This window comes from Candidatus Zixiibacteriota bacterium, from assembly GCA_035574315.1.
In the GTDB taxonomy this organism is placed as follows: domain Bacteria; phylum Desulfobacterota; class Binatia; order UBA9968; family UBA9968; genus DATLYW01.
On the sequence record DATLYW010000017.1, the window covers coordinates 1 to 24,727 of the forward strand.

General features: G+C 59.9%; 20 protein-coding genes. 10 read left to right on the forward strand and 10 right to left on the reverse strand.

What is annotated here, in order from left to right:
• Nucleotides 1–114 precede the first annotated feature (114 nt).
• The 3 genes from VNN77_05345 to VNN77_05355 all read right to left on the reverse strand — a co-directional run bounded on the left by VNN77_05345 (nucleotide 115) and on the right by VNN77_05355 (nucleotide 3,222).
• Nucleotides 115–1,641 carry a hypothetical protein gene (locus tag VNN77_05345; protein HXG50818.1) on the reverse strand — a complete coding sequence of 509 codons (1,527 nt, stop codon included), beginning with the start codon at nucleotides 1,639–1,641 and terminating at the stop codon, nucleotides 115–117.
• 79 nt (nucleotides 1,642–1,720) lie between these two features.
• A complete protein-coding gene (locus VNN77_05350) occupies nucleotides 1,721–2,794 on the reverse strand; it encodes a hypothetical protein (protein ID HXG50819.1) in 1,074 nt (357 codons plus the stop codon).
• Nucleotides 2,791–3,222 carry a helix-turn-helix transcriptional regulator gene (locus VNN77_05355; GenBank protein ID HXG50820.1) on the reverse strand — a complete coding sequence of 144 codons (432 nt, stop codon included), beginning with the start codon at nucleotides 3,220–3,222 and terminating at the stop codon, nucleotides 2,791–2,793. Before VNN77_05355 ends, VNN77_05350 begins: the two co-directional genes overlap by 4 nt.
• Before the next feature lie 355 nt (nucleotides 3,223–3,577).
• Between VNN77_05355 and VNN77_05360 the strand changes: the two genes are divergently transcribed.
• The 6 genes from VNN77_05360 to VNN77_05385 all read left to right on the forward strand — a co-directional run bounded on the left by VNN77_05360 (nucleotide 3,578) and on the right by VNN77_05385 (nucleotide 10,855).
• The gene (locus VNN77_05360) at nucleotides 3,578–5,290 is read left to right on the forward strand and encodes a ThiF family adenylyltransferase (GenBank protein HXG50821.1); all 1,713 of its coding nucleotides are present in this window, start codon (nucleotides 3,578–3,580) and stop codon (nucleotides 5,288–5,290) included.
• A gap of 508 nt (nucleotides 5,291–5,798) precedes the next feature.
• Entirely contained in the window at nucleotides 5,799–6,032 is a 234-nt protein-coding gene (locus tag VNN77_05365) for a DUF2188 domain-containing protein (protein ID HXG50822.1), read from the forward strand.
• A gap of 41 nt (nucleotides 6,033–6,073) precedes the next feature.
• Entirely contained in the window at nucleotides 6,074–6,382 is a 309-nt protein-coding gene (locus VNN77_05370; GenBank protein ID HXG50823.1) for a hypothetical protein, read from the forward strand.
• Nucleotides 6,379–6,843: a hypothetical protein gene (locus tag VNN77_05375; protein ID HXG50824.1), complete on the forward strand. Its 465-nt coding sequence runs from the start codon at nucleotides 6,379–6,381 to the stop codon at nucleotides 6,841–6,843. Before VNN77_05370 ends, VNN77_05375 begins: the two co-directional genes overlap by 4 nt.
• Before the next feature lie 222 nt (nucleotides 6,844–7,065).
• A complete protein-coding gene (locus VNN77_05380; GenBank protein HXG50825.1) occupies nucleotides 7,066–9,969 on the forward strand; it encodes an N-6 DNA methylase in 2,904 nt (967 codons plus the stop codon).
• A gap of 178 nt (nucleotides 9,970–10,147) precedes the next feature.
• Complete coding sequence (locus VNN77_05385) at nucleotides 10,148–10,855, forward strand: ATP-binding protein (protein HXG50826.1); 708 nt, start codon at nucleotides 10,148–10,150, stop codon at nucleotides 10,853–10,855.
• A gap of 67 nt (nucleotides 10,856–10,922) precedes the next feature.
• On the opposite strand, the gene VNN77_05390 is transcribed toward VNN77_05385, so the two are convergent.
• A complete protein-coding gene (locus tag VNN77_05390) occupies nucleotides 10,923–11,291 on the reverse strand; it encodes a hypothetical protein (GenBank protein ID HXG50827.1) in 369 nt (122 codons plus the stop codon).
• A 200-nt stretch (nucleotides 11,292–11,491) separates the two neighbouring features.
• Between VNN77_05390 and VNN77_05395 the strand changes: the two genes are divergently transcribed.
• Entirely contained in the window at nucleotides 11,492–12,136 is a 645-nt protein-coding gene (locus VNN77_05395; protein ID HXG50828.1) for an isoprenylcysteine carboxylmethyltransferase family protein, read from the forward strand.
• 48 nt (nucleotides 12,137–12,184) lie between these two features.
• Here VNN77_05395 and VNN77_05400 read toward each other — a convergent pair whose 3' ends face one another.
• Nucleotides 12,185–12,352, reverse strand: coding sequence for a hypothetical protein (locus VNN77_05400; GenBank protein HXG50829.1), 168 nt, complete (start codon nucleotides 12,350–12,352; stop codon nucleotides 12,185–12,187).
• Nucleotides 12,353–12,738: 386 nt separating this feature from the next.
• On the opposite strand from VNN77_05400, the gene VNN77_05405 reads away from it, so the two are divergent.
• Entirely contained in the window at nucleotides 12,739–13,116 is a 378-nt protein-coding gene (locus VNN77_05405; protein ID HXG50830.1) for a VOC family protein, read from the forward strand.
• Nucleotides 13,117–13,135: 19 nt separating this feature from the next.
• Entirely contained in the window at nucleotides 13,136–14,215 is a 1,080-nt protein-coding gene (locus VNN77_05410; protein ID HXG50831.1) for an extracellular solute-binding protein, read from the forward strand.
• Nucleotides 14,216–14,319: 104 nt separating this feature from the next.
• Here VNN77_05410 and VNN77_05415 read toward each other — a convergent pair whose 3' ends face one another.
• The 4 genes from VNN77_05415 to VNN77_05430 all read right to left on the reverse strand — a co-directional run bounded on the left by VNN77_05415 (nucleotide 14,320) and on the right by VNN77_05430 (nucleotide 22,686).
• Nucleotides 14,320–16,521, reverse strand: coding sequence for a malate synthase G (locus VNN77_05415; protein ID HXG50832.1), 2,202 nt, complete (start codon nucleotides 16,519–16,521; stop codon nucleotides 14,320–14,322).
• 66 nt (nucleotides 16,522–16,587) lie between these two features.
• Nucleotides 16,588–19,044 (reverse strand): isocitrate lyase, encoded by a 2,457-nt coding sequence (locus VNN77_05420; protein ID HXG50833.1) that lies wholly within the window; start codon nucleotides 19,042–19,044, stop codon nucleotides 16,588–16,590.
• A 201-nt stretch (nucleotides 19,045–19,245) separates the two neighbouring features.
• Entirely contained in the window at nucleotides 19,246–20,973 is a 1,728-nt protein-coding gene (locus VNN77_05425) for a sensor histidine kinase (protein ID HXG50834.1), read from the reverse strand.
• Nucleotides 20,974–21,438: 465 nt separating this feature from the next.
• Entirely contained in the window at nucleotides 21,439–22,686 is a 1,248-nt protein-coding gene (locus VNN77_05430) for a CoA transferase (protein ID HXG50835.1), read from the reverse strand.
• Nucleotides 22,687–22,860: 174 nt separating this feature from the next.
• Here VNN77_05430 and VNN77_05435 point away from each other — a divergent pair, with 174 nt between their 5' ends.
• Nucleotides 22,861–23,640, forward strand: coding sequence for a citryl-CoA lyase (locus VNN77_05435; GenBank protein HXG50836.1), 780 nt, complete (start codon nucleotides 22,861–22,863; stop codon nucleotides 23,638–23,640).
• A gap of 15 nt (nucleotides 23,641–23,655) precedes the next feature.
• Here the strand turns inward: VNN77_05435 and VNN77_05440 are convergent, their stop codons facing one another.
• Complete coding sequence (locus tag VNN77_05440) at nucleotides 23,656–24,612, reverse strand: LLM class flavin-dependent oxidoreductase (GenBank protein ID HXG50837.1); 957 nt, start codon at nucleotides 24,610–24,612, stop codon at nucleotides 23,656–23,658.
• Between the last annotated feature and the right edge of the window lie 115 nt (nucleotides 24,613–24,727).

Consider the following 24,727-nt stretch of genomic DNA (forward strand, 5'->3'; position numbering starts at 1 on the left):
CTCGTGGAACGCTTTTTTGCGTGGATTCAATGGCAACGTCGTCTCCTGGTTCGCTGGGAATACTATGCCCAAAACTTTCTCGGCTTTGTCCAGTTAGCGTCTATCGCTGTCCTGCTAAAACAATTTTGAGATAAGTTCTAGAATCGCGCTGTGCTCGGCAGAGCCAAGCTGTATGGCCTCGTCCCTGGAGATATTGTTAAGCGTATTCGGATCTAAAAGCGACGCGGTTTCTTCAAGTTTGATCCGGCCTATGGAGGCGAACCGTCCCAGGCGTTCCAATTCTTTTTTGCCGCCGGGAGTGTCCGACTCCTGTTTAGTGACCGGATGCAGCAATACTGTAAAATTCTCAAAGAATCTTGCACCCTCAAGATCCTTGCTCAGAAAGCCTCGCGCTATGATGCTTGAGTCCGGCAGCAACCTGCCACAGTAATACCGCAACGTCAGAGCCAACCCATGAAGTTCTTTCTTGCAGTTCGTGCATAGCCCCGTTGTAACGCCGCCCAAAGGTATTAGCTTCGCAGACTTTGCCACTGCGCCACACGATGGGCAGACGACCGAAAGGGATTTTATGTTTAGCTCTCCGCTCTCAAATTTGCTCCTGAATTCTTTAGACAGGAGGTGGTCATTTATGGGTGGCGAAACTTTCTTGTGCGGCGCAACTTTCCCCTCTATGGTCTGTATTGTCTTGAAAGATCTCTTCACAAACCATGGCCACTCTTTCCCTGAGGCGTGCCATGCCTTCAGCCATTCTAGAGTGTCCGGGTCGCCGGCATTTCCACTACCTAAACTTTTCCTCGGCAGGGTAAATTCTGGGTTTTTTGATATGGCCTCCATCACTTTCTGCTGCTCTCTTTTGGCGATGAGCGAAGCGACCCGAGATTCAAGATAGGTTTCGTCTGCCTTGGTGGTCTTAATAACTTCTGCCCCGCCGTTTTCCAGAGATTTCAGATAGCGATTCAAGCTCGCGCCGATCCCGTAGTCATCCAAAACGATCCGGCACTGTTTCAGATCCGCACCCACAGCAAAATGAAGGAGAATTCGCTGATACGTCAAGTCTAGTAGCTTGTTAATATTGTATCTATCCACGTGCCATGGAGGTATTTTTTCTATAAAGAATCGTAAGCCTTGGTCTTTGAAAAAGTCAATTTTCCTAAAAAGCTCGTCCCAGTATTCAACGGTGTGTTTTACTTTCGTGTCGGCAACGCCTATCACCCTCTCCAACTCGGTGAAGATCGCTGAAGGAAACATAACTCCGACCAAGACCAAGTGGCCTAGAACTTCCCCTTTGCCCGTCTCATCAAAACCGATCAGGAATTCCTTAGTGGGCGCCATGAACGTTGAGCCAACCAGGGAATCGATGAAATCGTGGGCCTGGACCAAAGCACCGTCGTTTGAGTCCGTAACAAAGAGGGTGCCCTTCTTATAAAAAGTAAAGGTAGCATCCGAGTAGCGGATTCTCCAGGCTTCATGGGGGCTGGTTATTTTCTGATCCTCCAACCCTCCGTTGGCAGTAAGCCACTCTTTTATCTTGTCGGTTATTGCCGCTTCCTGGACAATCCATTTTCTGCTGGATATTAACTTCATAAAATTCGGCTCGCCATTGGCAAACTGCGGCATTACCAGTGCGAGTTTCTGGCTCATAGAAAAATTCTACGGCCAATCTGAAATTACGACAAGAAATTGTAAGAAATAACGGCGGATGAACTACGCTTTTAGATTTTTAACGACGGCCTCTTATGCCTTCGCGGAGGTGGATAAGCGCCCAGACTTCTTCGTCGATGCTGAACGCCTCCACTTCTATCTCTCCATAACCGATCGGGCCTGTTGACGAAGTCCGCCACGACTCAAGTTTTTCACCACCGCGATGGATGAGACCGGTAGCACCTCTCAAGGCGGTCGCGACGACGCTTGTTTGGGGAATCTCCATGTTTTTGTGAATTCGAATTCCCAATTGCTCTACCGCATGACTATGCGCCACCTCATGCACCCGCAACTTGGGTTTTGGTAGTGGGCATTCCTTCGGAAACAGAGTAGTCCCATAGTCTGCCAAAAGCTTCTCCTCGTTACGCTTATAACCGATCTTCGCTCGGACAAAATATACCGGGTGGTCGCAATGCCTGAGACAGGCAAGAAGGGTAGCATAACGACTGGCTTCGGGCGCGACCTTCTTTCGGACTGCGTCCACCATATCGAAGCTTAAACGTCCCGCGCGCTCGATTTCCCTCCGGAAAGCAGGCTCAAAGATACCAGGGTAAAACGCCAGAACGCCGGCGATCCGATCAACTAACACCTCCTCCGGCTCCCGCCGTTCCGATGGGGTCCTGCGGAAAGCAAATCGAAGCTGTTTGCCATCCAGTATAAGATGGACGACCTCATGCCATTTGCTGAAATATCGCCGGAGGGCATGCCACCCGCGACAATTGATTACCGCCAAAAATGGCCTTTCCCATGCCTGATGATGCTGCCGCTGAAGAATCACTGCATCAGTTTGATCATCAAGTTCCGTAGCAAGAAGGGCCATCCCAGGTTCCACGGCCGGAGGAATATTGCGAAGCAGCTGATTAAGGTCTATCTCGTCCCGTACCTCTTTGATGTCGAGATTGAGAGATGCCGTTACCAACTCCAGCAGCTCAGTCAGCGTCTCCGGCTGCCCGTGGGCGGCTATCCACTTTCCCAGTTCCTCTTTGCAGTATCGGATGATGTTGCTTTCGATGTCGCCCCGGAGCGGAAGCCCAAGGCGTTTTGCCGCTGCGCGAAGTTGGTGGTTATAGGCGTCCCGTTCGGATTTGGTCAATGCTTCTCCTCCAGAAAAGCCTTTACACCATCATAAAGCTTTCTCCAGTCCTCTTTGCTCATCGGCATCCGCTTTTTTGAACTTCGCCTTGCCACCACCGACCGACCGATTTCAAGCAGGGTAAGCGTCTGTCGGTACGTGAGACTGAACTCTTCTGCGAGTTCTCCGAGTTCTTGAGGTATTTCGATTTTCTGGGGTTGATAGTCCGCAGGCGCGGGCTCACCCCGGAGAAGGAAGTCTATAGAAGCGCTCAGGACGTTGGCCACCCGCAGAAGTTTGTCACCGCTGATGTCTGATCTATCGTGCTCAACCTCCCACAAGAAGCTTTTCGAAATCCCGGCTTTCTCGGCAACCTGGTCCAGTGTTAACCCCCTCTGGTTTCTAACTTGGCGAATTCTGCCACCTACAGTCTCCATTTTTTCAAACATTTCAATAACTTATGTTAATCCTCCGTTCTCCACTTGACTATACCGCTTTAGCGAATTATATTTATATACTGGTATGATGCCTAACCCTCAATATCTAGACAGCACTTATTTATCAGGAGGCCAAGCCCGAGTCAAGCACAAAAGTCACACCGAAGGCGAAACAAACAACTCCAAGGAGGAGAAACTTTATGGATAACCAAACCCAAGGCGATAAGAAAAATAATCCCGGAGGGGAACGTCCTGATAAGCCTGAGCACCCGGAACATCCAGAGCGTCCCGATGTTCCACCGGGGCCGCCGCGTCCACCCGGACCGCCTGAGCCCCCGCGTCCACCTCGGCACCGCCCCGTCGGGCTATGCTAAAGCCGTGGTGGGAACGATGGCCGGGCCGTCTCGAGTTTGAGCTAAAAGAACTCGACCAGGCAGGCATTCCATACGAGCTTGACCAAGCGGCTCGCGCTGCCGGAGTTATAGCACTGCGACTCAAACCCACTCTCGACGGGGAGACGCTGAATCTTTTGGCGATCTTCCCTGACATGTACCCCTATACCCGGTTCGAGGTCTTCGCCGAAGATCTGGATCTCGAACACCATCAGCATCCCTTTTCAAAAACCCTTTGCCTTATAGGGCGAGCAACGCGCCACTGGAAACCAACCGACACTCTCGCCGGTTTCATAAAAAATCGGTTGCCGCAGGTTCTTAAGGCTGCCCGAAGCAATAACCCCTCCGATGCGGCAGAGCTGGAGGAACACCAAGGAGAACCGTTCAGCGACTATTATCAGTATGCCCCAGGCACCATCGTCTTTGTGGATAGCTCGTGGTCTCTTGATCCAAATACCAAGCAGGGAGAGCTTATAATCGGCCTCGGCGAAAACGCAGGAAATATTGTACGCGGAGCCGTGCTGGAGATCCGCGACAGCAATCGCACCTTGCTTGCTAAGGCCGACCCTTCACTCGCGCGCCTTTACCCGAAGAGGATGCATGCAAGATGGCTACGCGTCGATGCTCCAGTTCGCGAAGTGAACCCAGGTCGCTTCCTAGATGCACTCGTTAAGCATAACCGTAGTCTTGAACGTCCGTTGTGGCATCCGGTGAAAGGCTGGCGCTTGGACGTGATCGGCGTTGTTTTTCCAGAGGAAGTCCGCTGGCGTCAGAATTCCGACGGATGGGTGTTCGTTATCAGAGCAGAAGAGTTAAAAGACAAAGGGCGTAGGAGAAATGGTGCTTACCTTGCCCGAGCGGGGCGAGTAGGACGGGAGGATCTTACCGCCCGAGTACCAGAACTTGCACCTCTCCGAGATATCAGGGTTGCACTCGTAGGACTTGGCGGAATAGGAGCGCCGAGCGCAATAGAATTTGCCAGGAGCGGCGTAGGAGAGTTGCGGATCGTTGACCACGACATCGTTGATCCCGGCACTGTTATCCGCTGGCCGTTGGGCATCCCTGTTGCGGGTCTCCTTAAAACCGAGACTATCAAAAACCTCATATCCGACCACTATCCCTACACCCAAGTGGTCGCTATCACGCACCGAATCGGAGCCCTTCGGGGTAATGGCGCAACAGACCTAAAAATATTGGATGAATTTTTAGACGGTGCAGACTTTATCTACGACGCCACAGCCGAAGTTGGAATTCAGCACCTGTTGGCAGACTTAGCCCGTGAACGCGGGCTCCCATATTTGTGCGTCTCAACCACTGCCGGTGCGTGGGGAGGTCTTGTCGTCCGCATTCGGCCAGGCCAGACCGAAGGATGTTGGCTGTGCCTGCAACATGCTCTAATGGATGAATCAATCCCGAGCCCGCTGGCGGACCCGGCAGGTCAGACCCAGCCGGTTGGTTGTGCCGATCCAACATTTACCGGTGCCAGTTTTGATGTCGGCCAAATTGCTCTGGCCGGGGTCCGGCTTGCCGTCTCGACTCTTCTGGGTGGTGAAAGCGGCGGCTACACCGACGTTGATTGGGACGTGGCTGTGATTTCCTTGCGAAACTCCGCTGGCGAGATCATTGCGCCCCGGTTCGAGACATTCAAACTCAATCGCCATCCATCATGCGAATGCAGAAAGAAGTAGGTGTCGCTTGGATATCGAAACTGGCCCTGTCCAGGATGATTGCCGAGGCGGATCGTGCTTTTCCTAAAGAAACAGGTGGTGTGTTGATCGGGTATTGGGCTGCGCCGTTGACGGAAGTTGTTATAACAGATGCTACCGGGCCGGGACCCGAGGCGGTACACAACACCTACGGCTTCTTGCCTGATGCGAAGTACCAGGAGGAAGAAATCGCCCGGATCTATAATGACTCGGGTCGAATGTTCACGTATTTAGGGGACTGGCACAGTCACCCCAACGGAGGATCACGACTTAGTCGTCGCGATCGCCGCACTGCGCGAGCAATTGCCACTCACGCTCCGGCTCGCGCGCCTGTACCCCTCATGGCGATACTAGCGGCAGAGTCCCCCTGGACTCTGAACATCTGGCGATGTGTTCCTATGCATCTCGGCAAACTGGTATGGGCTCTGCGGACGATCCCTTTTAGACAAAAATCATTTTGACACAGTCTCGATCAAAGAAGGAGGTCTCAATGCGAAAGAATATTCACGTTACCCATAGAAAAGAGGGGAATTGGGCCGTGAAAGGCGAGGGCGACAAACGAGCTTCTGGTCTTTACCCGACCCAGCGGGAAGCTACAGAAGCCGGCCGCGAGCTTGCGCAAAAGAACAAATCGGAACTCTTCATCCATGACCGAGAGAATAAGATCAGAGATAGGGACAGCTATGACGGAGATCCTTTTCCGCCGAGAGACAAGAAACACTAGCTTCGGATTTCCAGCTGGTAACTTATATCGAGGAGGAGCATATGCTGCTCGATTTCAACGGATGGAACTACGAGCGCTGCAAGGGCCAAGCCGTCTCGTACGTGGCGAGGGGTCGGGGCAAACCGGACCGGATCGCAAATTCCGTCCGGACCACGATGGCGAAGGGCAACCTCGACCGCGAGTCGCTCGAACGGATGCTGGGCGAAATCGAGAGCGAAACCGTCCGGCCGTTCTTCGGCTCGCCCTGGAACCAGCCGGAGCGGCTGGATCGTTTCCGGGCGATAAAAGACGGCTTGGTCGGGGAGGTCACGCCAAGTGGAAAACCACGCGAGGGAGGTTCAGAACAGTGAGAAGCCTGCAAGTCATAAGAGCCAAGCCGAACCCCACCGGCAAGGACCGACACGGGCCATATATCCCGCCCAAGCAGTTGGCCGCCGAGTGGGTGGATTTCAAGAACGACGGCACAGAGACGTTCCCATTAAGCGGTATCTCTCTGCAACACATTGCCTACCAGCCGGGATGCAGAAATGGAAAATGGGATAAGGTCATGGGCTTCCAAGGGGATCTCGGCGTGGGGCAGGTTATACGTGTCCATTCAGGAGGAGAAATTCCATTATCACAAATGAATGCCGAAGACGCTCAGGGCGCCGACTTCCATCTGTTCACAGGCAAAAATTACATATGGAACAACGACTGTGGCGATAGCGCTGGTCTCTGGAACGGGAATGCCTGGGTGGATAAGGCATCTTATGACCCACATCCTCCCGAAGGCCGGATACTGCGCAGGGTCGGGAACAAATTGGTGCCTTAACCGGGTGCAGCCCGCGGGGCTACCACCCTGCCCGGCCTGGATGGCCAAGTTCTGTAGGTTTCCCCCGGAGTTGGGCACAAAATCGTCGCTGTTACCCACAATTTGACAGAATAGCAGTTTATCGGATACCCTTCGCTCTAAAATAGCTATTCGGAGCCCGTGTTTTTCGCCAGCTCTTTTCGTTTCTCGATAGCGCGTGGGGACCTTCCGTAGAAGGATTTCTTGGGCTCTGGGCAGCAATACGCTCAAAGGAATTTTCTGTCATTGCCGCCACGAGTAACTGAACGCAGCTTCTATACAGACATCAAAGCCATCATAACCGCCGCCGGGGGGAGCGCGGTTAGCGAAGTCGCTTATAATTCTGAACCGGACATCATTTTCGATCTCATAGACCGCGAGTGGGTACTTTCAGTCAAGATCGGCGAGACCCCTGCACTCCTCAAATCAGCGTTCATTCAGTACCAACGACACAAGGATGAGAGCAGACGAAACCATGGTCTGCTCCTCCTGCTCCCAGAATCAGCGAGAACGGTAGCTGCGAGAGCCGAGAAGATTACGGAGGCTCTCCGGGTAAGCAGGGTGGCCTGCCTCGTCGATACTCCCCATGTAAAGGAAGAATACCGAGATGCCACCTTCACTGAAGTCATCGAGCGCCTCATCCGAGAGCTACACCCGCGACTGGAGCGGAGAGAAACGACGGCATTCCCCCTCAAGCTTGTTATCTCCATGTTGCAGGAGCATGTGAGCGAGCTGATGCAGACGATCCAAATGTCGCACACTGCGATCCTGCGAATCATCACAGACAAAGGCCTGCTGAGCGATATTGGCCATTTGGGCAGCGCCAACGCTGATGAAGCGGCTAGGTTCCTTGGTGCCTACATTCTTCTGAGCCAAATACTCTTTCTTCGCCTCTTCAGTGCGGCCCAGCCTGGACGCGTCCTACCGCCGCCTCGCCCGGTAACGGTTAGAGGGCTCCGAGAGGCATTTCGGAAGATCCTGGAGATTAACTACCGGCCAATCTACGAAATCGATGTTCTCGGCCTTGTTCCACCTAAGTATCTCACGGATACATATGACCTCATATCTGGCCTTGAGGTAGAGAGAAGCCGCTACGAGCTACCTGGCCGCATTTTTCATGAATTGATGCCGAAGCACATCAGGAAGATGCTGGCCGCCTTTTATACCAGACCACAAGCCGCAGAGCTTCTTGCTCGAATTACCGTGGAAACACCAGGCGCCACCGTCTTCGACCCTGCATGTGGCTCCGGAACGATCCTCGCCGCAGCTTATCGCAGGAAGCGTGACCTATCAGAGAGGTCTCACCCAGGCTCGAACCCTCACAGGCGCTTCTGTGAACAAGAAATCTTCGGAGCCGACATCATGCCATTCGCTGTGCACCTGGCAAGCGCAAACCTTGCAGCCATGGACCCACCCGTCACCATCGCCAGGACGCAGATCATTCGCGGCGACAGTCTTGATTTGGCCCTGGGACGCCATTACAGAGGGGGCATCCAGCCAGGACTGTTCCCGGCAGCGGCCACGGCGCGACGCAGCACCGGACACGAATACGAGGTCCCGCTTGAACAGGTCGATACGGTCCTGATGAACCCGCCTTTCACGAAAGTTGAGCGAGGTATTTCTCGATTCGTCAATATGAGGCGCTTCGAGCCAATCTGTGGCGGGGAGGTAGGGCTTTGGGGACACTTCCTTGTCCTCGCGGATGCTCTTTTGAAGGACGGGGCCGTATTTGGTGGTGTGATTCCCATCAGCATCCTTCGCGGTAGAGAGAGCACAAAGGTGCGCGAATTCGTTTTCCAGCACTGGACACCTATCTACATTATCAAGTCTACGCTGAACTACGGTTTCTCGGAATGGTCGGAGTATCGTGACGTGCTCCTGATCGCCCACAAAGGAGCACCGCCTGAAGGTCACCAAGTGAAAGTGTGCCTGATAAAACAAGACCTCTCGAAACTCGGAGAACGCGACATTGACGCGCTAGCAGCAGCGATAAAGCAAGAGGCGCCGGTGCGTACCCCGACTTTGGATACCCAGTATTTTACAATTTCTGATTTACGCGCTCGCTTTCGTAATCTGATGTGGTTCTGCGGTGTCAGCGACCTTCGTCACCGGGACATCCTTGTCCGATTCATCGAACGATTCACTGACACACTAAAGACATTTCCACCGCGCTACTTTCGTGAAGGTTATCGCCCCGTCCCGAAAGGAGTGTCTTCTTTTCTCTTCCTCACTCGGGCTTCAGAAGCATCCCGTGCGGAGGAAGCTTTCTTGCGATTCAGCACAGAGGGCCACAGGGAGATACGAGCGCAATCGAAAATGGGTGTTGAATACAATGTGGAGCGGTCCGCACTTACAAGAACGCTCCGAACCGGGATCGCAATCCCAACAATGAGCATAGAGGGAAGATGGGACTACATTGCCAAAGAGCCTTATCACGAGCTAAGCCGGGTCACGCGCGCCAGTGGTTTTAAACCAGCGCGTGGTTTTTCGTGGCGAGATTTTTGGGACAAGGTCGCCCGTGAGCTTAAGGCTGTGGAAACAAGACTTGTAGTTGTGCGTCGCATAAACCCGTTCTCGCCCAACACCTACCTTACAGCCTTTTTTTCCGAGACACCCTTCTCTACCTCGAATGTCCTCAATGTCATCGTCGAGGCAGAGCCGCAACGAGCTAAGGCCGTATGTGTGCTCCTGAACTCAGCATTATTCCTAACACAATTCTTCCTCCTAAAGGAGGAAACAACGGGACGCTACATAGACGTGCGCTTCTACGACCTTGAAGAGATGTACCTATACCCGGATAACGCGGTTGTGCCTGCTCTGGCAGATCTTTTCAACAGGTTCGCGAACGCCCCTTTCACTGCTCTTAGGGATCAGTTAGACGCTCAATTCGACGCGCGATACGAAGAGTTTTGGGAATTACAGAGAAAAGGACAGCCCAGTCTCCTTAACGTCACTGAAGACCCAGTGCAATGTTCTTCTGTTCGTCTCGCCTTCGACAAAGCTGTCTGCAGCGCACTTGGCGTTGAAGTAACGGAAGATGAGCTTCGCGAGGTCTACAAGGTACTGGTGGAGGAGATGATCGTAACTCGGGGTCTGCAGAGGGATTAATGCGGGAACTACGTTAAAACCGCTGCGTCCGCTTTCGCCACAGGCACGTTTTGGGCACCTTTTTCCGTCAGGGACAAAATTCGGATTTTAGCGCTGTCGGAAGTGGCGGAGTTTATTGAAGAAAATTGGAGCGGGCGACCGGGATCGAACCGGCGACGTCCAGCTTGGCAGCTTGGAAATGCTCGCAATCTCAACTGCTCACCCTTTTGATCGAAGCCCTCAGGACAACCGCGAGCGGTTTATCTATTCTCTCTGTAATGGCGTCCTCTTTCTCGACGAGCTGCCCGAGTTCAGGCGCAACGTGCTCGAGGTCATGCGCCAGCCGCTGGAGGACGGGAACATCACGGTTTCCCGCGCGCTCGGCTCGATCAACTACCCAGCGAGCTTCATGCTGGTGGCGGCGATGAACCCCTGCCCCTGCGGCTTTTTCACCGATCCGCAGAAGGAATGCAGCTGCACGCCGCTGCAGATCCAGCGCTACCGCTCCAGGGTCTCCGGCCCGCTGCTCGACCGCATCGACATCCAGGTCGAGGTCCCCACCTTGCGTTACCAGGAGCTCGCGAGCAGGGGCGCCGGCGAGCCCTCCGTCGTCATCCGGCAGCGGGTCAACGCCGCCCGCGCCGTGCAGCTCGAGCGGTTCCAGAAGCGCACCATCCACGCCAACGCCCAGATGGGCGCCAGGGACATCAAGCGCCACTGCGCGCTCGGAGCCGAGGCGGAAAAGCTCCTCGAACGCGCGATCAACCACCTCGGGCTCAGCGCCCGCGCCTACAGCCGCGTGCTCAAGGTCGCGCGCACCATCGCCGATCTCGCCGCCTCCGGGGACATCCAGCCCGCCCACGTCGCCGAAGCGATCCAGTACCGCAGCCTCGACCGCCGGATGTGAGGTGCCCTATACGCCGCCGAGCCCACCGCGTGCGGATCTGCCGCGGCGTCTCTGCTTTTCTTCTCCGTCACAACCCTTCGCACACCGCCTGCAATCCGGCTCCTTGACTCAGGTGCGAGATAGCGTTTACAGTCCTCGCATGTTGAAGAGGGTCGTAGCGGCTTTGCTCGCGGCCGTCTGGCTTTCTTTTTTCTGCGCCGAGATTTTTGGGCCGCATTCGGCTCCGGCCGGGCTCTGGCGTCTCGACGTGGCAGGCCCGGTGGAAGCCGCGCCCGGCAGCCTCGGTCAGGCCGAAAACTCCGATGAAAGGTCGATTGCCGAACCGGACCTCCTTTTCGCATCCTTCAACGCCGTGGTAGTCGAACCGCTTCCGACCCGTTACGCTTCGAAGGTCGCAAAGCCCGCGGACGGCTCCTGTCAGCTTTTCAAGCTCCACGCCGCCTTCCTCCTCTGATTTTCCCTCGTTCGATTCGTCCCGCTCATGAGCGGGAGACGAGCTGCGGGGCGTACCTGTTTCTCAAGCCCGGCCGAAAGGGCGGGGTCGAAATACCTCTGAGGGCCGGGGGCGCTATCAGCTGCACATGAATACGAAGCGTTGGTCCGCCTCAGGTGGCGCTTCATTGGTGGAGGACGGCGATGCGTTTTATCAAGAGACACGTCTTTTTCTTGCGCGGTTACACCCAGGCCTTGTTTTTCCTGGCTTTGGTTGCTCACGTCTGGTTCTATCCTCCTTCGGATGTCTTCGAGGGAACGTGGATCGACACGCTGGTCGACACACTCGGAGCGGCCTGCCTCGTCGCCGGAGGTCTCCTGCGTATCTGGGCGGTCAGCCATGCGGGAAGGTGCACCCGGTCGCGCCGCCTCAAGGCGCCGATGCTGATCACCTCCGGTCCTTACGCCCTCATGCGCCATCCCATATACACCGGAAACTTCCTGATCGGCCTGGGGATGGTCGTCCTTTCGGAAAGTATCGTCTGGATTCCGGTCTTTCTGGCTCTTTTCGTTCTGTTGTACGGAGCACTGGTGGCCGCAGAAGAGGAATTCCTCTCGGAGAGGTTTGGTGAGGCGTTCGAGCGCTACCGGCGTTCCGTTCCGAAATACCTGCCGCGGCCCCTGGCGACATCGCCGAGCTTCTCTCCGGGCAACCGCTTCCACTTGAAGGAGCTCGGCACGGTGCTCGGGATCGCCGTGGGCTGGTTTTGCTTCGAGTGGATCGAATCGCCGTCTCACCGGCAATGGCTCATTGCTCTGTATCACTGGCTGACAGGAACGCCCTCATGATCCGGAAACGGATCTTTCTCGAAGAAGGCCGATGCCCTTCGCGCCCATTCAAGCCTTCGCCACGCAGAGTTTGCCATCCTTCCTGATGACCTCGTAAGACAGCGCGTTGGCCCGGCCGCCATCGACAGGTCTGATGTGGATCAGCTCCTCCGGGTCTTTCCCCAGTTGAGAGCATGGGTCGCGGATCAACGACTTCACCTCGGTTTGCGTTCTCACGTGCGATCTGCCGTTTGCACACGTTGAACGTCGAGAACCTTGGGGTCTTCCTTTTTTCAGCAGCGTCCTAGCAGTTCGGGGATCAGGATTTTCGGCTTCGCCACCAGCGCCTCGGGAAATTCCATCTCCGTAACGAAGCCCGTCCCATGGTTCCTCCCACCTGCTTTGCGGTGGTCCTCCCGAAGCGAATAAAGCCGTCGCCGTTGTCGCTTTCAGATAAGGCCCCGCGTATCCCGTCGCTCGTATCTCGATTTTACGCGGCAAGGTTCACGTGATCAGCTCCGGGCGAGCCCGCGGCCCTGATGCCGGCAAGGTCGCGTCGTTTGCTTGACATCACCGGGACGCTGCTGATATGGATGCGCCCGAAAAACGCAAGGAGGTTCGCGATGCCCAAATTACGTCATCTCGCAATCCTCACGCATCAGCCGGATACCCTCGCCGATTTTTACAAACGGGTGTTCGAAATGCAGGAGATGTACCGTACCAAGAACGGCTCGGTGCATCTTTCCGACGGGGAGGTCAATCTGGCAATCCTCAACGCCAACGACCCCAAGGAGCCGGGACACAAGCCCGGACTCTACCACTTCGGGTTTCACGTCGAGGATAACAACGAAATCGCCCGGCGCATCCGTGAGATTTACCCAGACGGTGCTCCCAAGGATCGCGTGGCGACTTACGCCGAGGGGAGAGGCTGCGATCCTGATGGAAATCTTTTCGATATCTCCACCGTCGGCTGGGGTCACAAACGACGCATGGATCTCTAGCTCAAGCCAGGGTTGAACAATGCCGGTCCTAATCATTGCGTTCACTGTCATCTGGTCCGTTGTGCTCCCACAGCGCTGCGCGCAAGCAACCAGCGCCGAGGAAGTGGTCAGGAAGGCTGCCTCCCTGTCCGGCGCGATGCGAACGGCGTTCCTGGAGGAGGGAGCAAAAAAAGAAGGCGAGTTGGTCTTTTACACCTCGCTCAGCCTGACTGACTACCCGAAGATACTACCGCACTTCGAGCGGAAGTATCCTTTCGTCAAAATCAACACCTATCGTTCGACGCCGTCGGGAGTCTTCACCCGAGCGGATACGGAGGCGCGCGCAGGCCGTCATGCGGTCGATGTCGTCGGCTCGGCGCCAGTGGAAATGTGGGAACTCAAGCAGCGCCGTCTTTCGGCTCCGTACGTCTCACCCGAGCACAAGGCGCTGCCGCCGGGCTCGCGCGATCCGGAAGGCTATTGGCAAGCGTTCGAGATTACGCCGCTGGTCACCGCATTCAACACCAAGCAGGTTTCCGCGGCCGATGCCCCGCGAACCTACTATGATCTCCTGGATCCGAAATGGAAGGGGCGGCTGAGCCTCGGAACCGAGGAATACACTTGGTTCAACACCCTGCTGGAAACGTTGGGACCGAAGAAGGGCATTGAATACATGCAAGCGCTGGCCCGACAAGAGCTGCAAATGCCCGGATCAAGCAGCGTGATGCGAGTTCAGTTGATGCTCGCCGGCGAGTCGGCGGTCGCGATCGCCGCCCGGGGGCGGCGGGTGACAGACTACAAGAAGCAAGGTGCGCCAATCGATTTTCGAATCATGGAACCTTACGCCGGCGAACCCAATTTTGTCGCCCTCATGCGCCGCTCGCCCCACCCGCATGCGGCCTTGCTCTTCATCGACTGGATTCTGTCCGAGGAAGGCCAAACACGGATGGTGGAAGCGGCGGGCCGGATTGCCATTCGCAAAGGGATCAAGCATCAGCCGTGGGTACAGGAACTCTTGCAGAAGGATTTTGTATTTTTGAGCCCCGTGTCTATCGGTCCGAGCCTGAAATCTGTCATCGAACAGTACAATAAGATCTTCGGCGTGCATCGCGCGAAATAACTTTCGGCTCAGCGCGCCGGAGGCGCCATAGCCGGTTTTCCGCGGGTGCAGGACTGCACGAATCTTCCGGCGGCAGGCTCCAGGGTGCCGCCGCCCGCGGCGGATCACGCGCCCCCTTCGCGACCCAAGTTCGCCGCCTTTACCTGCCGGCGGCGGGCGTGGAGGACGGGCTCGGTGTAGCCGTTCGGCAGCTCGCGGCCCTTGAAAACCAGATCGAGGGCAGCCTGAAAAGCAGCGCTCTTCTCGAAGTCCGGCACCATCGGCCGGTAGTTGGGGTCGCCGCGATTCTGCCGGTCGACCACCGCCGCCATCCGGCCGAAGGTCTCGCGCACCTGCGCCGGCGTGACGATGCCGTGGTGCAGCCAGTTGGCGATGTGCTGGCTCGAGATCCTGAGCGTGGCGCGGTCCTCCATCAGAGCGATGTCGTTGATGTTGGGCACCTTGGAGCAGCCGATTCCCTGATCCACCCAGCGCACCACGTACCCCAGGATGCCCTGCGCGTTGTTGTCCAGCTCGCGCCGGATCTCCTCGGAGCTCAACGTCCGGTCGAGCAGCGGCGGCGTGAGGATCGCGTCGAGGCTCGCGCGCCTGCGCCCGGCCAGCTCCTTCTGGCGCGCGGCGACGTTCACGTAGTGATAGTGCAGCGCGTGGAGCGTGGCCGCGGTCGGCGACGGCACCCACGCGGTGCTGGCGCCCGCCTGCGGGTGCCCGATCTTGGTCCGCACCATCTCGCGCATCTCGTCCGGCATGGTCCACATGCCTTTCCCGATCTGCGCCCGGCCCGGTAGGCCCGTCTCGATGCCGACGTCGACGTTCCAGTCCTCGTAGGCCTTGATCCACGGCTGGCTCTTGATCTCCTCCTTGGGCAGCATTGCGCCCAGCTCCATACTGGTGTGGATCTCGTCGCCGGTGCGATCGAGAAATCCTGTGTTGATGAACACCACGCGCTCTTTCGCCTCCCGGATGCACTCCTTGAGATTGACGGTGGTGCGGCGCTCCTCGTCCATGATGCCGATCTTGAGGGTGTTGCGCCGAAGCCCGAGCGCCTTTTCCACTCTCTCGAACAGCTCCACGGTGGCCGCGACCTCTTCCGGGCCGTGCAGCTTGGGCTTGACGATGTAGATGCTCTTCTTCTTGCTGTTGACGTACTTTCCCTTGCCCTTGAGGTCGTGGAGCGCGGCGAGCGAGGTGACCATGGCGTCGAGGAAGCCTTCGGGGATCTGCTCGCCCCGGGCCGTGGTGACCGCGTCGGTGTACATATGGATGCCGACGTTGCGCACCAGGAGCAGGCTTCGCCCCGGAAGGACGAGCTTCCTCCCCGCCGGGCTGGTGAACGTCCTGTCCGGGTTGAGCCTTCGCGTGAGCGTCCGGCCGCCTTTTTCGAAGGTCGCCTGGAGCGTCCCCTTCATGATGCCGCACCAGTTGCCGTAGACCCTGGCCTTGTCCGCGCCGTCGACGGCCGACACCGCGTCCTCGCAATCCTGGATCGTCGTGATCGCCGCCTCCAGTACGACGTCCTTCACCCCCGCCGGGTGCGCTTTGCCGACGGGGTGGGAGCGGTCGATCTGGATCTCGATGTGCGCCCCGTTGTTCCGGAGCAGAACGCCCGCGAGCGCTCCGCCCTCCAGCCGGTAGCCGACGAGCTTCCGCGGCTCCGCGAGCCCCGTCACGCTCCCGTCCTTGAGCCGCGCCGCAAGGCTCTTCTTTCCCCGGTTCGCGCGCAGGAAAAACTCCGTAACGTCGGAAAAGCTACCCCTCTTGAGTCCGATGACCTTGTCGAGGAACTCTTCGGTGTATGCGATGACCCGCGCGCCGCGCCTGGGATTGTACGCCTCGCCTTTTTCCGCGCCGTCGTCCTCCGGGATCACGTCCGTTCCGTAGAGCGCGTCGTACAGGCTTCCCCAGCGCGCATTCGCCGCGTTCAGGGCGTAGCGGGCGTTGTCGAGGGGCACGACGAGCTGCGGCCCCGCGATTGCGGAAATCTCCCGGTCGACGTTCGCCGTCGTCGCCTTGAAGCTCCCGCCCTCCGGGACGAGGTAGCCGATCTCGGCGAGAAAGGCCCTGTACTCCGCGACGTCGAGCGGCCGCCCGCGGTGCGCCAGGTTCCACTGGTCGATCCGGCGTTGGAGCTCGTCGCGCTTTTCGAGGAGGGCGCGGTTTTTCGGGCCCAGCTCCTTTACGATCCGGGCCAGAGAGCGCCAGAACCCCGCCACGTTGACGCCGGTCCCGGGAGCGATCTCTTCCTTGACTACTCGATAGAGCCGCTGGTCGACCCTGAGCCCACCGATTCCCACATACTCTTCCATGGCGCCTTTTACCACGAAGCGATACCGGGAAAGCAAGGGTGCCCCCGCGGCACCCCCGCGGGATGCCTAGCCCGCGGCGCGCAGCGGTGCGCCCACGGTCCTGGCTCGCGGCGCGCCCGGCTGTCGGGCGATGAACCGCCTGATCGACTCGTCGCTGGCGAAGATCTTCTGCGCGCGCGCCGTGTCGACCTCGATCGCGATCACGTTCGGATCATCGGTGCGGGCGCTGCGAAAAACTCCGTTCTGGATCATCCGCTGGACCGACAGGCGGTTGTCGTGGGTGGGCGCCACGTAGTGCACGAGGTCCGCCTTGTAGCGGTGCAGGAGGAAGAAATGGATCAGCGACATCAGGCGGCGGTTGCGGTACTTCTTGACGGTGTGCTGGTCCTTGACCGCGAGGAACTTACGCCCCTCGCGGTCCTTGTCGACGCGGAACGTGATCTCGGCGATCTTGTCGCGTGCCTCGTCGAAGACGTTGAGCATCATCTCCTCGGATCCCGCCCAGCGCTCCTTCAGCTCGACGCTGATCTCGCCCGGCTTGAGCGGGCCCGAGCGGCTCAAGTGCTCCGACCACATCCGCAGCCAGCGCTCGAGCACGCTGGTGGGCACCTCCACCGTCCGGCGGTGCTGCGCCTCGGTCGACTTGCCGCCCATCGAGGAGGTCGTGAGCGACGGCCCGCGCGCCGCCCGGCGGAACCGGTCCGCCCAGTCGCCGCCGACGAACGTCTGGGGGAACTGCGCCGGATCGTTGGCGAGCCTGAGCGCCCGCTGGATCAGCCGGACGAAACCGAGCACGCCCTCCTCTTTGAGGGCACGGGCGAGCCGGCCGTTCATCAGCGCCTCGGTCTGGTGGCCGGCGTAGGTGATGAAGTTGAAGACGTACCCCATTTTCCCCAGCTCGTTGGCGAAGTTGCGGATCTGGTCGTCGGTGAAGCCCCAGGCGTCCCAGTTCCAGGAAGGCGAGAGGTTGTAAGCCAGCATCTGATTCGGGAAGACGGCGTGGATCGCGTCCGCCCAGATCTTGTCGTCCGCGAGATCAGGCCGGGCGGTCTCGCGCCACACCAGGTCCGAGAACGGCGCCATCGCAAGCCCGCGCTGGATCGCCATCTCCCGCCCGCCGGTGATCTGATAAAAGCCCTCCGCCGTGCGCGGCAGATCCCAATCCCAGAAGACCTCCACGCCCATCGCCGCGGCGCGCTCGCGCGCCTCCGCGTGCGAGACCGAGCTGGCGAACCTCCTCCACTCTTCCGGGCGCATGCCGCGCCTCGCCCTCCCGCCGGCCTTGCCCTCCAGGACCTCGGCCACGGCCACCGCGTAGGTCTTGAGGCCCGCTTTTGCCGCCCAGGTCTCGCGCACGGCCGCGAGCACGTGATCGAGGGTTTCCTCGGTGATTTTCTTCACTGCGATCTCGGAGGCCGCCGCCTGCTCGCGGATCACGCGCTGGCTCCCGCCCGCGCGCCGCGCGCGCCGGCGCAGTTTCTCGAGCGCCTCGGTCTCGTTCTCGATGCGCCGCAACCCCTCGGCGATCCGCTGATGCAGTCCCTCCTGCTTCAGCCATTCGTCGGCGGCCCGGTAGACGGATTCCGAGATCCGGTAGAGGAGATGGCCGTTGATCTCCTCGTGCCCCGCCTCGTAGAACTTGCGGATCACCGCCAGACTGACGTTCCTGAACGGCACGATCCGCGGATTGGTCGCGCCGTAGATGAAAGGATGGTCGCGCTCGTCGTCGGCGCTGTCGAGCGCGGTTGCGTCGTGCGAATCGGTTCGCCCTACGATCACGCCCGGGACGCGCATGACGTCGTACTGCAGCCGCGCCGTGTTCAGCCGCGACACGATCTCCGCCGTCGAGACGAGAACCTTCTGCCCCTGGTGGCCGCACACCTTGCAGCCGGGCCGCTGATCCTCGATGTGGATTGCGCCGATCTTGGACTCGACGAATTTCTTCACCAGGTTGCGGATATGGTGCTCGCCGCCGTGGCCGGTATCTCCGTCGGGAATGATCAGCGGCGGGCTGAACTCGATGGGCGGGCTCTTCTTGCGCTGCGCGGAGGTCATCCTCACCCGCCTCGATCGCTGCAACTCGTCCTGGTGCAGCAGGGCCCGCACCCACGACGCGCCTTCCTTCGGCACTCGATCCAGCGCGTAGTTGGCGAGATCGGCGCCGGGATCCTCGGAATCCGATCCCCGGGCCGACGTCGCCCAGCCGCCGAGGTAGAGCACCCGGATCCCTTCCATGACCGCCCGCACCGCGCCGGTGGGGGAAAACGGGCCGTAGGTGATCTCCTGGCGCTTTTCCCGGAACAGCCGCCGGAGGTAGTCGTACAGCTTTACCGCCGACTCTCTGGCGATCGTGCAGTCCTCCTGCAGGGTTCCCCTGAGCGCGACGACGTCGAACGGCGTGTGGAGCCGCGTGGTGTAACGGAAGCGCTCGCTTTGAAACCATGCCTCGGTCTCGCGCAGCTCTCGCGCCCACTCCACCGCTTCGATGTCACGCCGGCCGTCCAGTCGGATCACTTTCTCCATTGCGTTCAACCTCGCTGAAAAAATTGTGGCGATGCAGCGGAGCAAGATGGAGGCCAGCCGAGGACCCGGGCGCTCCTCTGAACGCAGCCTCGAGCCGGACCGTTGTTTCTCAGAAATTGGGAAATCGAGCTCGGAGGTTCTTAAAACGAAGAAGGCGGACGCGGTGAGCGGGCCGAAACGTTCGCGCCGTTCTCGTCAGGCTCACGCCGTGGGTGAAAGCGGGGCGCCGCAGCTCCAGCGCCTGCTCTGTTCCGGGCTCGCCGGGAGCCAGAATCGAAAGGTGCTTCCCTTTCCTTCCTCGCTCTCCACGTCGATCCTGCCCCCGTGCGCCTCCACGATCATCTTGCAGATCACCAGGCCCAGACCGGTGCCCGCCTCGGTCGAATGCCTGCCGCCGGCCGCCTGGCGGTACACTTCGAAAAGATGGCCGAGGTCCTCGCGGGCTATGCCCACGCCGGTATCGCTCACCCAGACCTCGATCTCGCCCCCGTGCCGGCGCGCTCCCACCTCGATTCGCCCTCCCTCCGCGGTGAACTTCACCGCGTTGCTCAACAAGTTCGTCAGGACCTGGCCCACGCGGCGGGGGTCCGCTTCGAAGACCGGCAGCCCGGGCTCGATCCGGGTCTCCAGCCGGATTTTCTTCTCTCCGGCCAGCAGGAGAAAGCTCTCCAGCGTGCCGCGGACGATATCCTCGAGGTTCACCGCCTCGCGCGCGAGCTCCAGACGGCCGGCCTCGATCTTGGACAGGTCGAGGAAGTTGCTCACGAAGTCCACCAGCTCCCGGCTGGAAGCTTCCACCTTGACCAGCCATCTCCGCTGCTCGTCGTTGACGGGGCCGAAAACGCCCTCCTTGATCATCTGGACCGCGAGGATGACGTTGGCGAGGGGCGAGCGGAGATCGTGCACCACCATCGCGGTGAAATCCGCCTTGAGCCGTTCGAGCTCCTGCGCCCTCACGATCGGCCGGGTGGTGATCTCGGCGACGCGCAGCGCGACCCACGACGCGACGATGATGGCGAGAACGATCATCAGGAAAACCGAGCGGCGCAGACTCGTGACCGGGGAGAAGCCCTCGGCCTGATCCATCTTGGCGATCAGCATCGAATTCAGCTCGGGCACGGGCCGCACGGACGCCATCACCGGCACCGAGCGGTAGTCGGCGTAGGTCAACAGCTCGACTTTCCTTTCGAAAGCTCCCTCCAGTTCCGCGGGAAGCCCCACCCGCTCCAGGATCGTCGGTTTTTCGCTGAAACGGGACTGGGTGATCATGCTGTGATCGCGGTCGATCAGCAGCACCTCTCCGGTTTCGCCCAGGCCGGAGCGCTGCTCCACCAGGGCATGGATCGGACGAAGCGAAACCTCGAGAACCGCGTGGCCGACGACGTTGGCGTTGTTGTCGTGCACCGGGCTTCCCATCATGAAAACGTGCTGCTGCGCGGCGGACGAGTAAAAGACCGAGCTGACGAACGGGACGCTCTTGTCCACTGCGGTGAGATCGACCTCCCGGACGCGGCCGCCCTCCTGCTCGAGAATCCTCGAGCTGGAGAGCACGATCGTCCCGCCCTGGTCGAGGATGAGTATGTCGACGTAGGGAGCGTTGGTTTCCTGCACGACCGTTATGAGATCGCGTACCCGGCGGATCCTCTCTTCGGCCGTTTTCGCAGTCAGATTGGGATAGACGATCCGGAAGCTCGGCGAGAGCAAGTCCCTCACGGCGATGCTCTGCGCGATATGGTTGACGTCGGCGGCGTGCTCCTTCAGCCAGCCCCTGAGGGTCTCCGACTTGTCGTCGGCCACCGCGTTGAGCTTGCTCTTGATCTCGCGCTCGAGGGTGGTGCGGCTGTTCTGATAGGCGATGAAGCCGATCGCAAGGATCGGCGCGATCGCGAGGATCAGATACCACGCGGTGATCTTGCCCGTGACCGTCACCGTTCCGAAGGTGGACTGGCGCCAGATCGAGCGTATCCCGGCGGCCCAACCCGGGCCGCCGTTCCGGCTCGGGCCGCCCGGGCTTGGGGAGAAAAAGGCCGCCCGGCTCGTTCCGTGTCCTGCGCGGCGATCACCGGGACGCATCAAGGCTCGGATCACTCCATCCATCGAACACTGCAACCTTTCGGCCGGCCGGAATGTACGCTGGCAGGCGGCGATGCCGATGCGAGCCTCTTCCCACCCCGGCCGCCTCGGCTCCCATAGCGACTCATGAAAAGCCTTCGAGCGACGCTAGGCAAAAGCGATGCCGAATGCGCAAAAAACGCAACTTCGCTTCGGATCGATGGATTCCCGGGGAAGCACGCGTTCCACCGTCCCAAACACGATCAGGAGCGGACAAATTTGTCAGAAGAAGCGGCTGAAGGCTCGGGGGCGGCGCCTAGAGGGCGGGAAAATTTTGCCGCCTCAAATGATCCCCTTTTCCCGGAGCTGCCGGAGGTCGTCCCTGGAGAGGCCCAGCTCCCCGCAGTAGATCTCCTCGTTGTGCTCGCCGAGCCGGGTGGGGCCCAGGAAATCCACGGAGCCCGGCGTCCTGGAGAACTTGGGCACGACGTTTTGCACGACCGCCTCGCCGAGCTCGGGGTCCGGGACGCGCACCATCGCTTCGCGCGCCCGGTACTGAACGTCGCGGAAGACGTCCTCCATGTCGAACACCGCGGAATACGCCACCTCGTACTCGTCGAACCGCCGGATCACTTCCTCGCGCGTGTGCTTTTCGATCCATTCGCCGACGATGCCGTTGATCTCCGCCGAATGCTCGACGCGAGCGGGGTTGTCGATGAACTTGGGATCGGTCGTGAGCTCCTCCCGGCCGATCGCCTTCGCCAACCTCACCCAGACGTTCTGCGTGCTCGCGGCCAGCGTCAGGTACTTGCCGTCCTTGGTCTTGAACATCGAGCTCGGCGCCACGTAGGCGACCCGGTTGCCGGTCCGCGTGTGCACGGTCTTCATCTGATCGTACTGGATCGGATCGAAATCGAGCAGGCGGAAGACTGCCTCGTACAGGGCGAGGTCGATCACCTGCCCTTCGCCGCCGCGCGCGTCGCGGTAGTACAGGGCCATCATCACCGACAGGGAGCCGAAGATGCCCGCGATCAGGTCTCCGAGGGGGTAACCGGGGGACATCGGCGGCCCGTCCGGCTCGCCGATCAGGTTCGTCAAACCGCTCATCGCCTCCGCGACGCGGCCGAACCCCGCGCGGTTCTTGTAAGGGCCGGTCTGGCCGAAGCCCGAGATCCGCAGCAGCACGATGCGCGGCTCGATCTCGCGGATCACGTCGTAGCCGATCCCCCACCGCTCCAGGGTTCCCGGCCGGTAGTTCTCCACGACCACGTCCCGGTTCTTGATCAGCCGCTTGAAGAGCTCGGCGCCCTCGGGCTTTCCCAGGTCCAGCGTGATGCAGCGCTTGTTGCGCGAGACCACCTTCCACCAGAGCGGAATCCCGTCCTTGATCGGCTCGAGCTTGCGCTGCCCGTCGCCGTACTTCGGATGCTCGATCTTGATGACGTCGGCCCCGAAATCAGCCAGCAGGACGGTCGCGAACGGCGCTGCCACCATGTTGCCGGCGTCGATCACCCGGATCCCGGTCAGCGGTTTGTGCTCGCTTTTGCGCGTCAGCGGAAAATCGTAGTGCTCTTTCACGTAGTCGTTCATGGGGCTGCCCGCCGCTCCGGCGTGCTTTCCCGCGCCGGAATCCGGTTCGCGGCTTTTCTATGCCTATAACAGCCGCCTGTGAATCGTTCAAGAACCGCGCCGCCGATGGCGCCGTTTGACCCTCGTCGCGGGCCCGCCTAATATCGAGCGAGAATTTCAGGAAGGGAGAACCCAATGGCGGATCAACCCAGGATCGTTACCGGAATCGGCAAGGCCGAGCTGCACCGTATCCTCGTGCGCGGCTACGACCTCAACAGGGATCTCGTCGGCAAGATCACATTCACCGACATGACGTCGCTAATTCTTCGCGGCCGCCTCCCGACGCCGAACGAAGCGCGGATGCTCGACGCCCTGCTCATCATCCTCGTCGAGCACGGGATGGTTTCCCACGTGATCGCCGCCCGGCTGGTCTACCACTGCGCCCCCGAGGCGATCCAGGCGGCCGTGGCGGCGGCTCTGTGCGGCGCCGGAAGCGTCCACCTGGGCTCCTCCGAGTGGTCCGCGAAGATGCTGGTGGAGGCGCTGCCCCCGGAGCGCGACGATCTCGACCTCGATCAGGTCGCCGCTTCGATCGTCGAGGACTACTCGGCCCGCAAGCAGCGCATGCCGGGGATCGGCCACCGGACCCACGCCGAAGGCGACCCCAGAGCCGAGACCCTCTTTGCGATCGCCCGGGAGACCGGAGTTTACGGCCGCTACTGCGAGCTGATCCAGAAGCTTTCGAAGGCGGCCGGCGAAAGGAGAAAGCGGCTCATTCCCGTCAACGTGACCGGCGCCATCGCCGCGATCGCGCTCGACATGGGCTTTCCCTGGCAGATCACCAAGGCGTTTGCCCTGATCGGCCGCACCCTCGGGGTGATGGGTCACATCGCCGAGGAGATCCGCAACCCGATGGCGGGTCAGATAGACGCGGCGATCAAGAACGCGATCGTCTACGAGCCGTGGCGCACCTGATGCGCCGGGATTCGCTCAGGCGGGGGTCTGTAGGACGGGAAGGATCGTCTCGGCCAGCGTCTTTATCTGATCCCGCGCGCTACCCTTCGGCCCGGCGGGGCGCATGACGAACTTCGTGGCTCCCGCGCGCACATACTCCTCGAGTTTTTCACGGACGCGCTCCGGCGGGCCGAGCGCCGCGTAGTCGCCAAGAGCTGCATCCGGCCGGTCGCGAAGCGCCTGCGCCGCACAGGCGGACGCCTCAGCTACGCTCTTCGCGAAGCAAAACGGCACCAGCGCGCCGTAATGGTCTCCGGGGATGCAACGCCCGGCGGCGGCCGCGTGGACGCGAATCGCCTGAATTCCAGCCTCGATCTCCCGCGGCGTCACGCGGGAAGCGAGCCACCCGTCGGCCAGCCGGCCCGCGCGCCGCAGGGCCGCCGGGCTCCTCCCGCCGGTCCAGAGGGGGATGCCTTCGCGGCGATAGGGGCGGGGAACCAGCGTAAGCCCGGTCGTTGACCAGAAGCGACCTCGAAACGTCACGTTCTCCTCCGTCCACAGTCGCTTCATGAGAGCGATCGCCTCATCCGCTCTCCGCCCGCGCTCTTCTCTGGGCACTCCCGTCGCCTCGAAATCGCGCGAGTCGTCCGCGCCCAAGCCTGCCACCAGGAGGAGTCGACCTTCCGAGAGAAGATCGAGCGTCGCGAGTTCCTTGGCGAGGGTCACGGGCTGCCGCGTGGGAAGCACGAGGGCGCTCGTCCCCAGCTTCATCCGCTTCAGGCGCGAAGCCAGAAAGGAAAGGAGGACCACCGGTTCAGGGGTCGGCTGCGGCGCTGCAATCCGGTCGCTGACCCAGATGGAGTCGATCTCCCACCGCTCGCAATCGTCGACGACGCGCAACAGCTCGGCAGGCGAGCCCGCCTCGGACAGCAATTCGCCCAGGGCGATGCCGATTCGAATTTTCTGAGCGGAAAGATCGTTCAAGCCGTTCAACCGCTTCGCTCCATTCAGGCCGAGACCAGTTTTTTCGCGATTCGCAATCCGCCGAGCTCGCCCGTTCTCGGTCCTCGGTCTCCGGTCCCGACTTCGAACCTCGAACCCCCGACCT

Excerpts from the sequence above, each read along its gene's own strand:
- VNN77_05355 (HXG50820.1), bottom strand. The coding sequence starts at position 3,222 with ATGTTTGAAAAAATGGAGACTGTAGGTGGCAGAATTCGCCAAGTTAGA.
- VNN77_05385 (HXG50826.1), top strand. The coding sequence starts at position 10,148 with ATGCTCGCAATCTCAACTGCTCACCCTTTTGATCGAAGCCCTCAGGAC.
- VNN77_05360 (HXG50821.1), top strand. The coding sequence starts at position 3,578 with ATGCTAAAGCCGTGGTGGGAACGATGGCCGGGCCGTCTCGAGTTTGAG.
- VNN77_05420 (HXG50833.1), bottom strand. The coding sequence starts at position 19,044 with ATGGAGAAAGTGATCCGACTGGACGGCCGGCGTGACATCGAAGCGGTG.
- VNN77_05435 (HXG50836.1), top strand. The coding sequence starts at position 22,861 with ATGGCGGATCAACCCAGGATCGTTACCGGAATCGGCAAGGCCGAGCTG.
- VNN77_05395 (HXG50828.1), top strand. The coding sequence starts at position 11,492 with ATGCGTTTTATCAAGAGACACGTCTTTTTCTTGCGCGGTTACACCCAG.
- VNN77_05365 (HXG50822.1), top strand. The coding sequence starts at position 5,799 with ATGCGAAAGAATATTCACGTTACCCATAGAAAAGAGGGGAATTGGGCC.
- VNN77_05405 (HXG50830.1), top strand. The coding sequence starts at position 12,739 with ATGCCCAAATTACGTCATCTCGCAATCCTCACGCATCAGCCGGATACC.
- VNN77_05410 (HXG50831.1), top strand. The coding sequence starts at position 13,136 with ATGCCGGTCCTAATCATTGCGTTCACTGTCATCTGGTCCGTTGTGCTC.
- VNN77_05345 (HXG50818.1), bottom strand. The coding sequence starts at position 1,641 with ATGAGCCAGAAACTCGCACTGGTAATGCCGCAGTTTGCCAATGGCGAG.
- VNN77_05415 (HXG50832.1), bottom strand. The coding sequence starts at position 16,521 with ATGGAAGAGTATGTGGGAATCGGTGGGCTCAGGGTCGACCAGCGGCTC.
- VNN77_05370 (HXG50823.1), top strand. The coding sequence starts at position 6,074 with ATGCTGCTCGATTTCAACGGATGGAACTACGAGCGCTGCAAGGGCCAA.
- VNN77_05430 (HXG50835.1), bottom strand. The coding sequence starts at position 22,686 with ATGAACGACTACGTGAAAGAGCACTACGATTTTCCGCTGACGCGCAAA.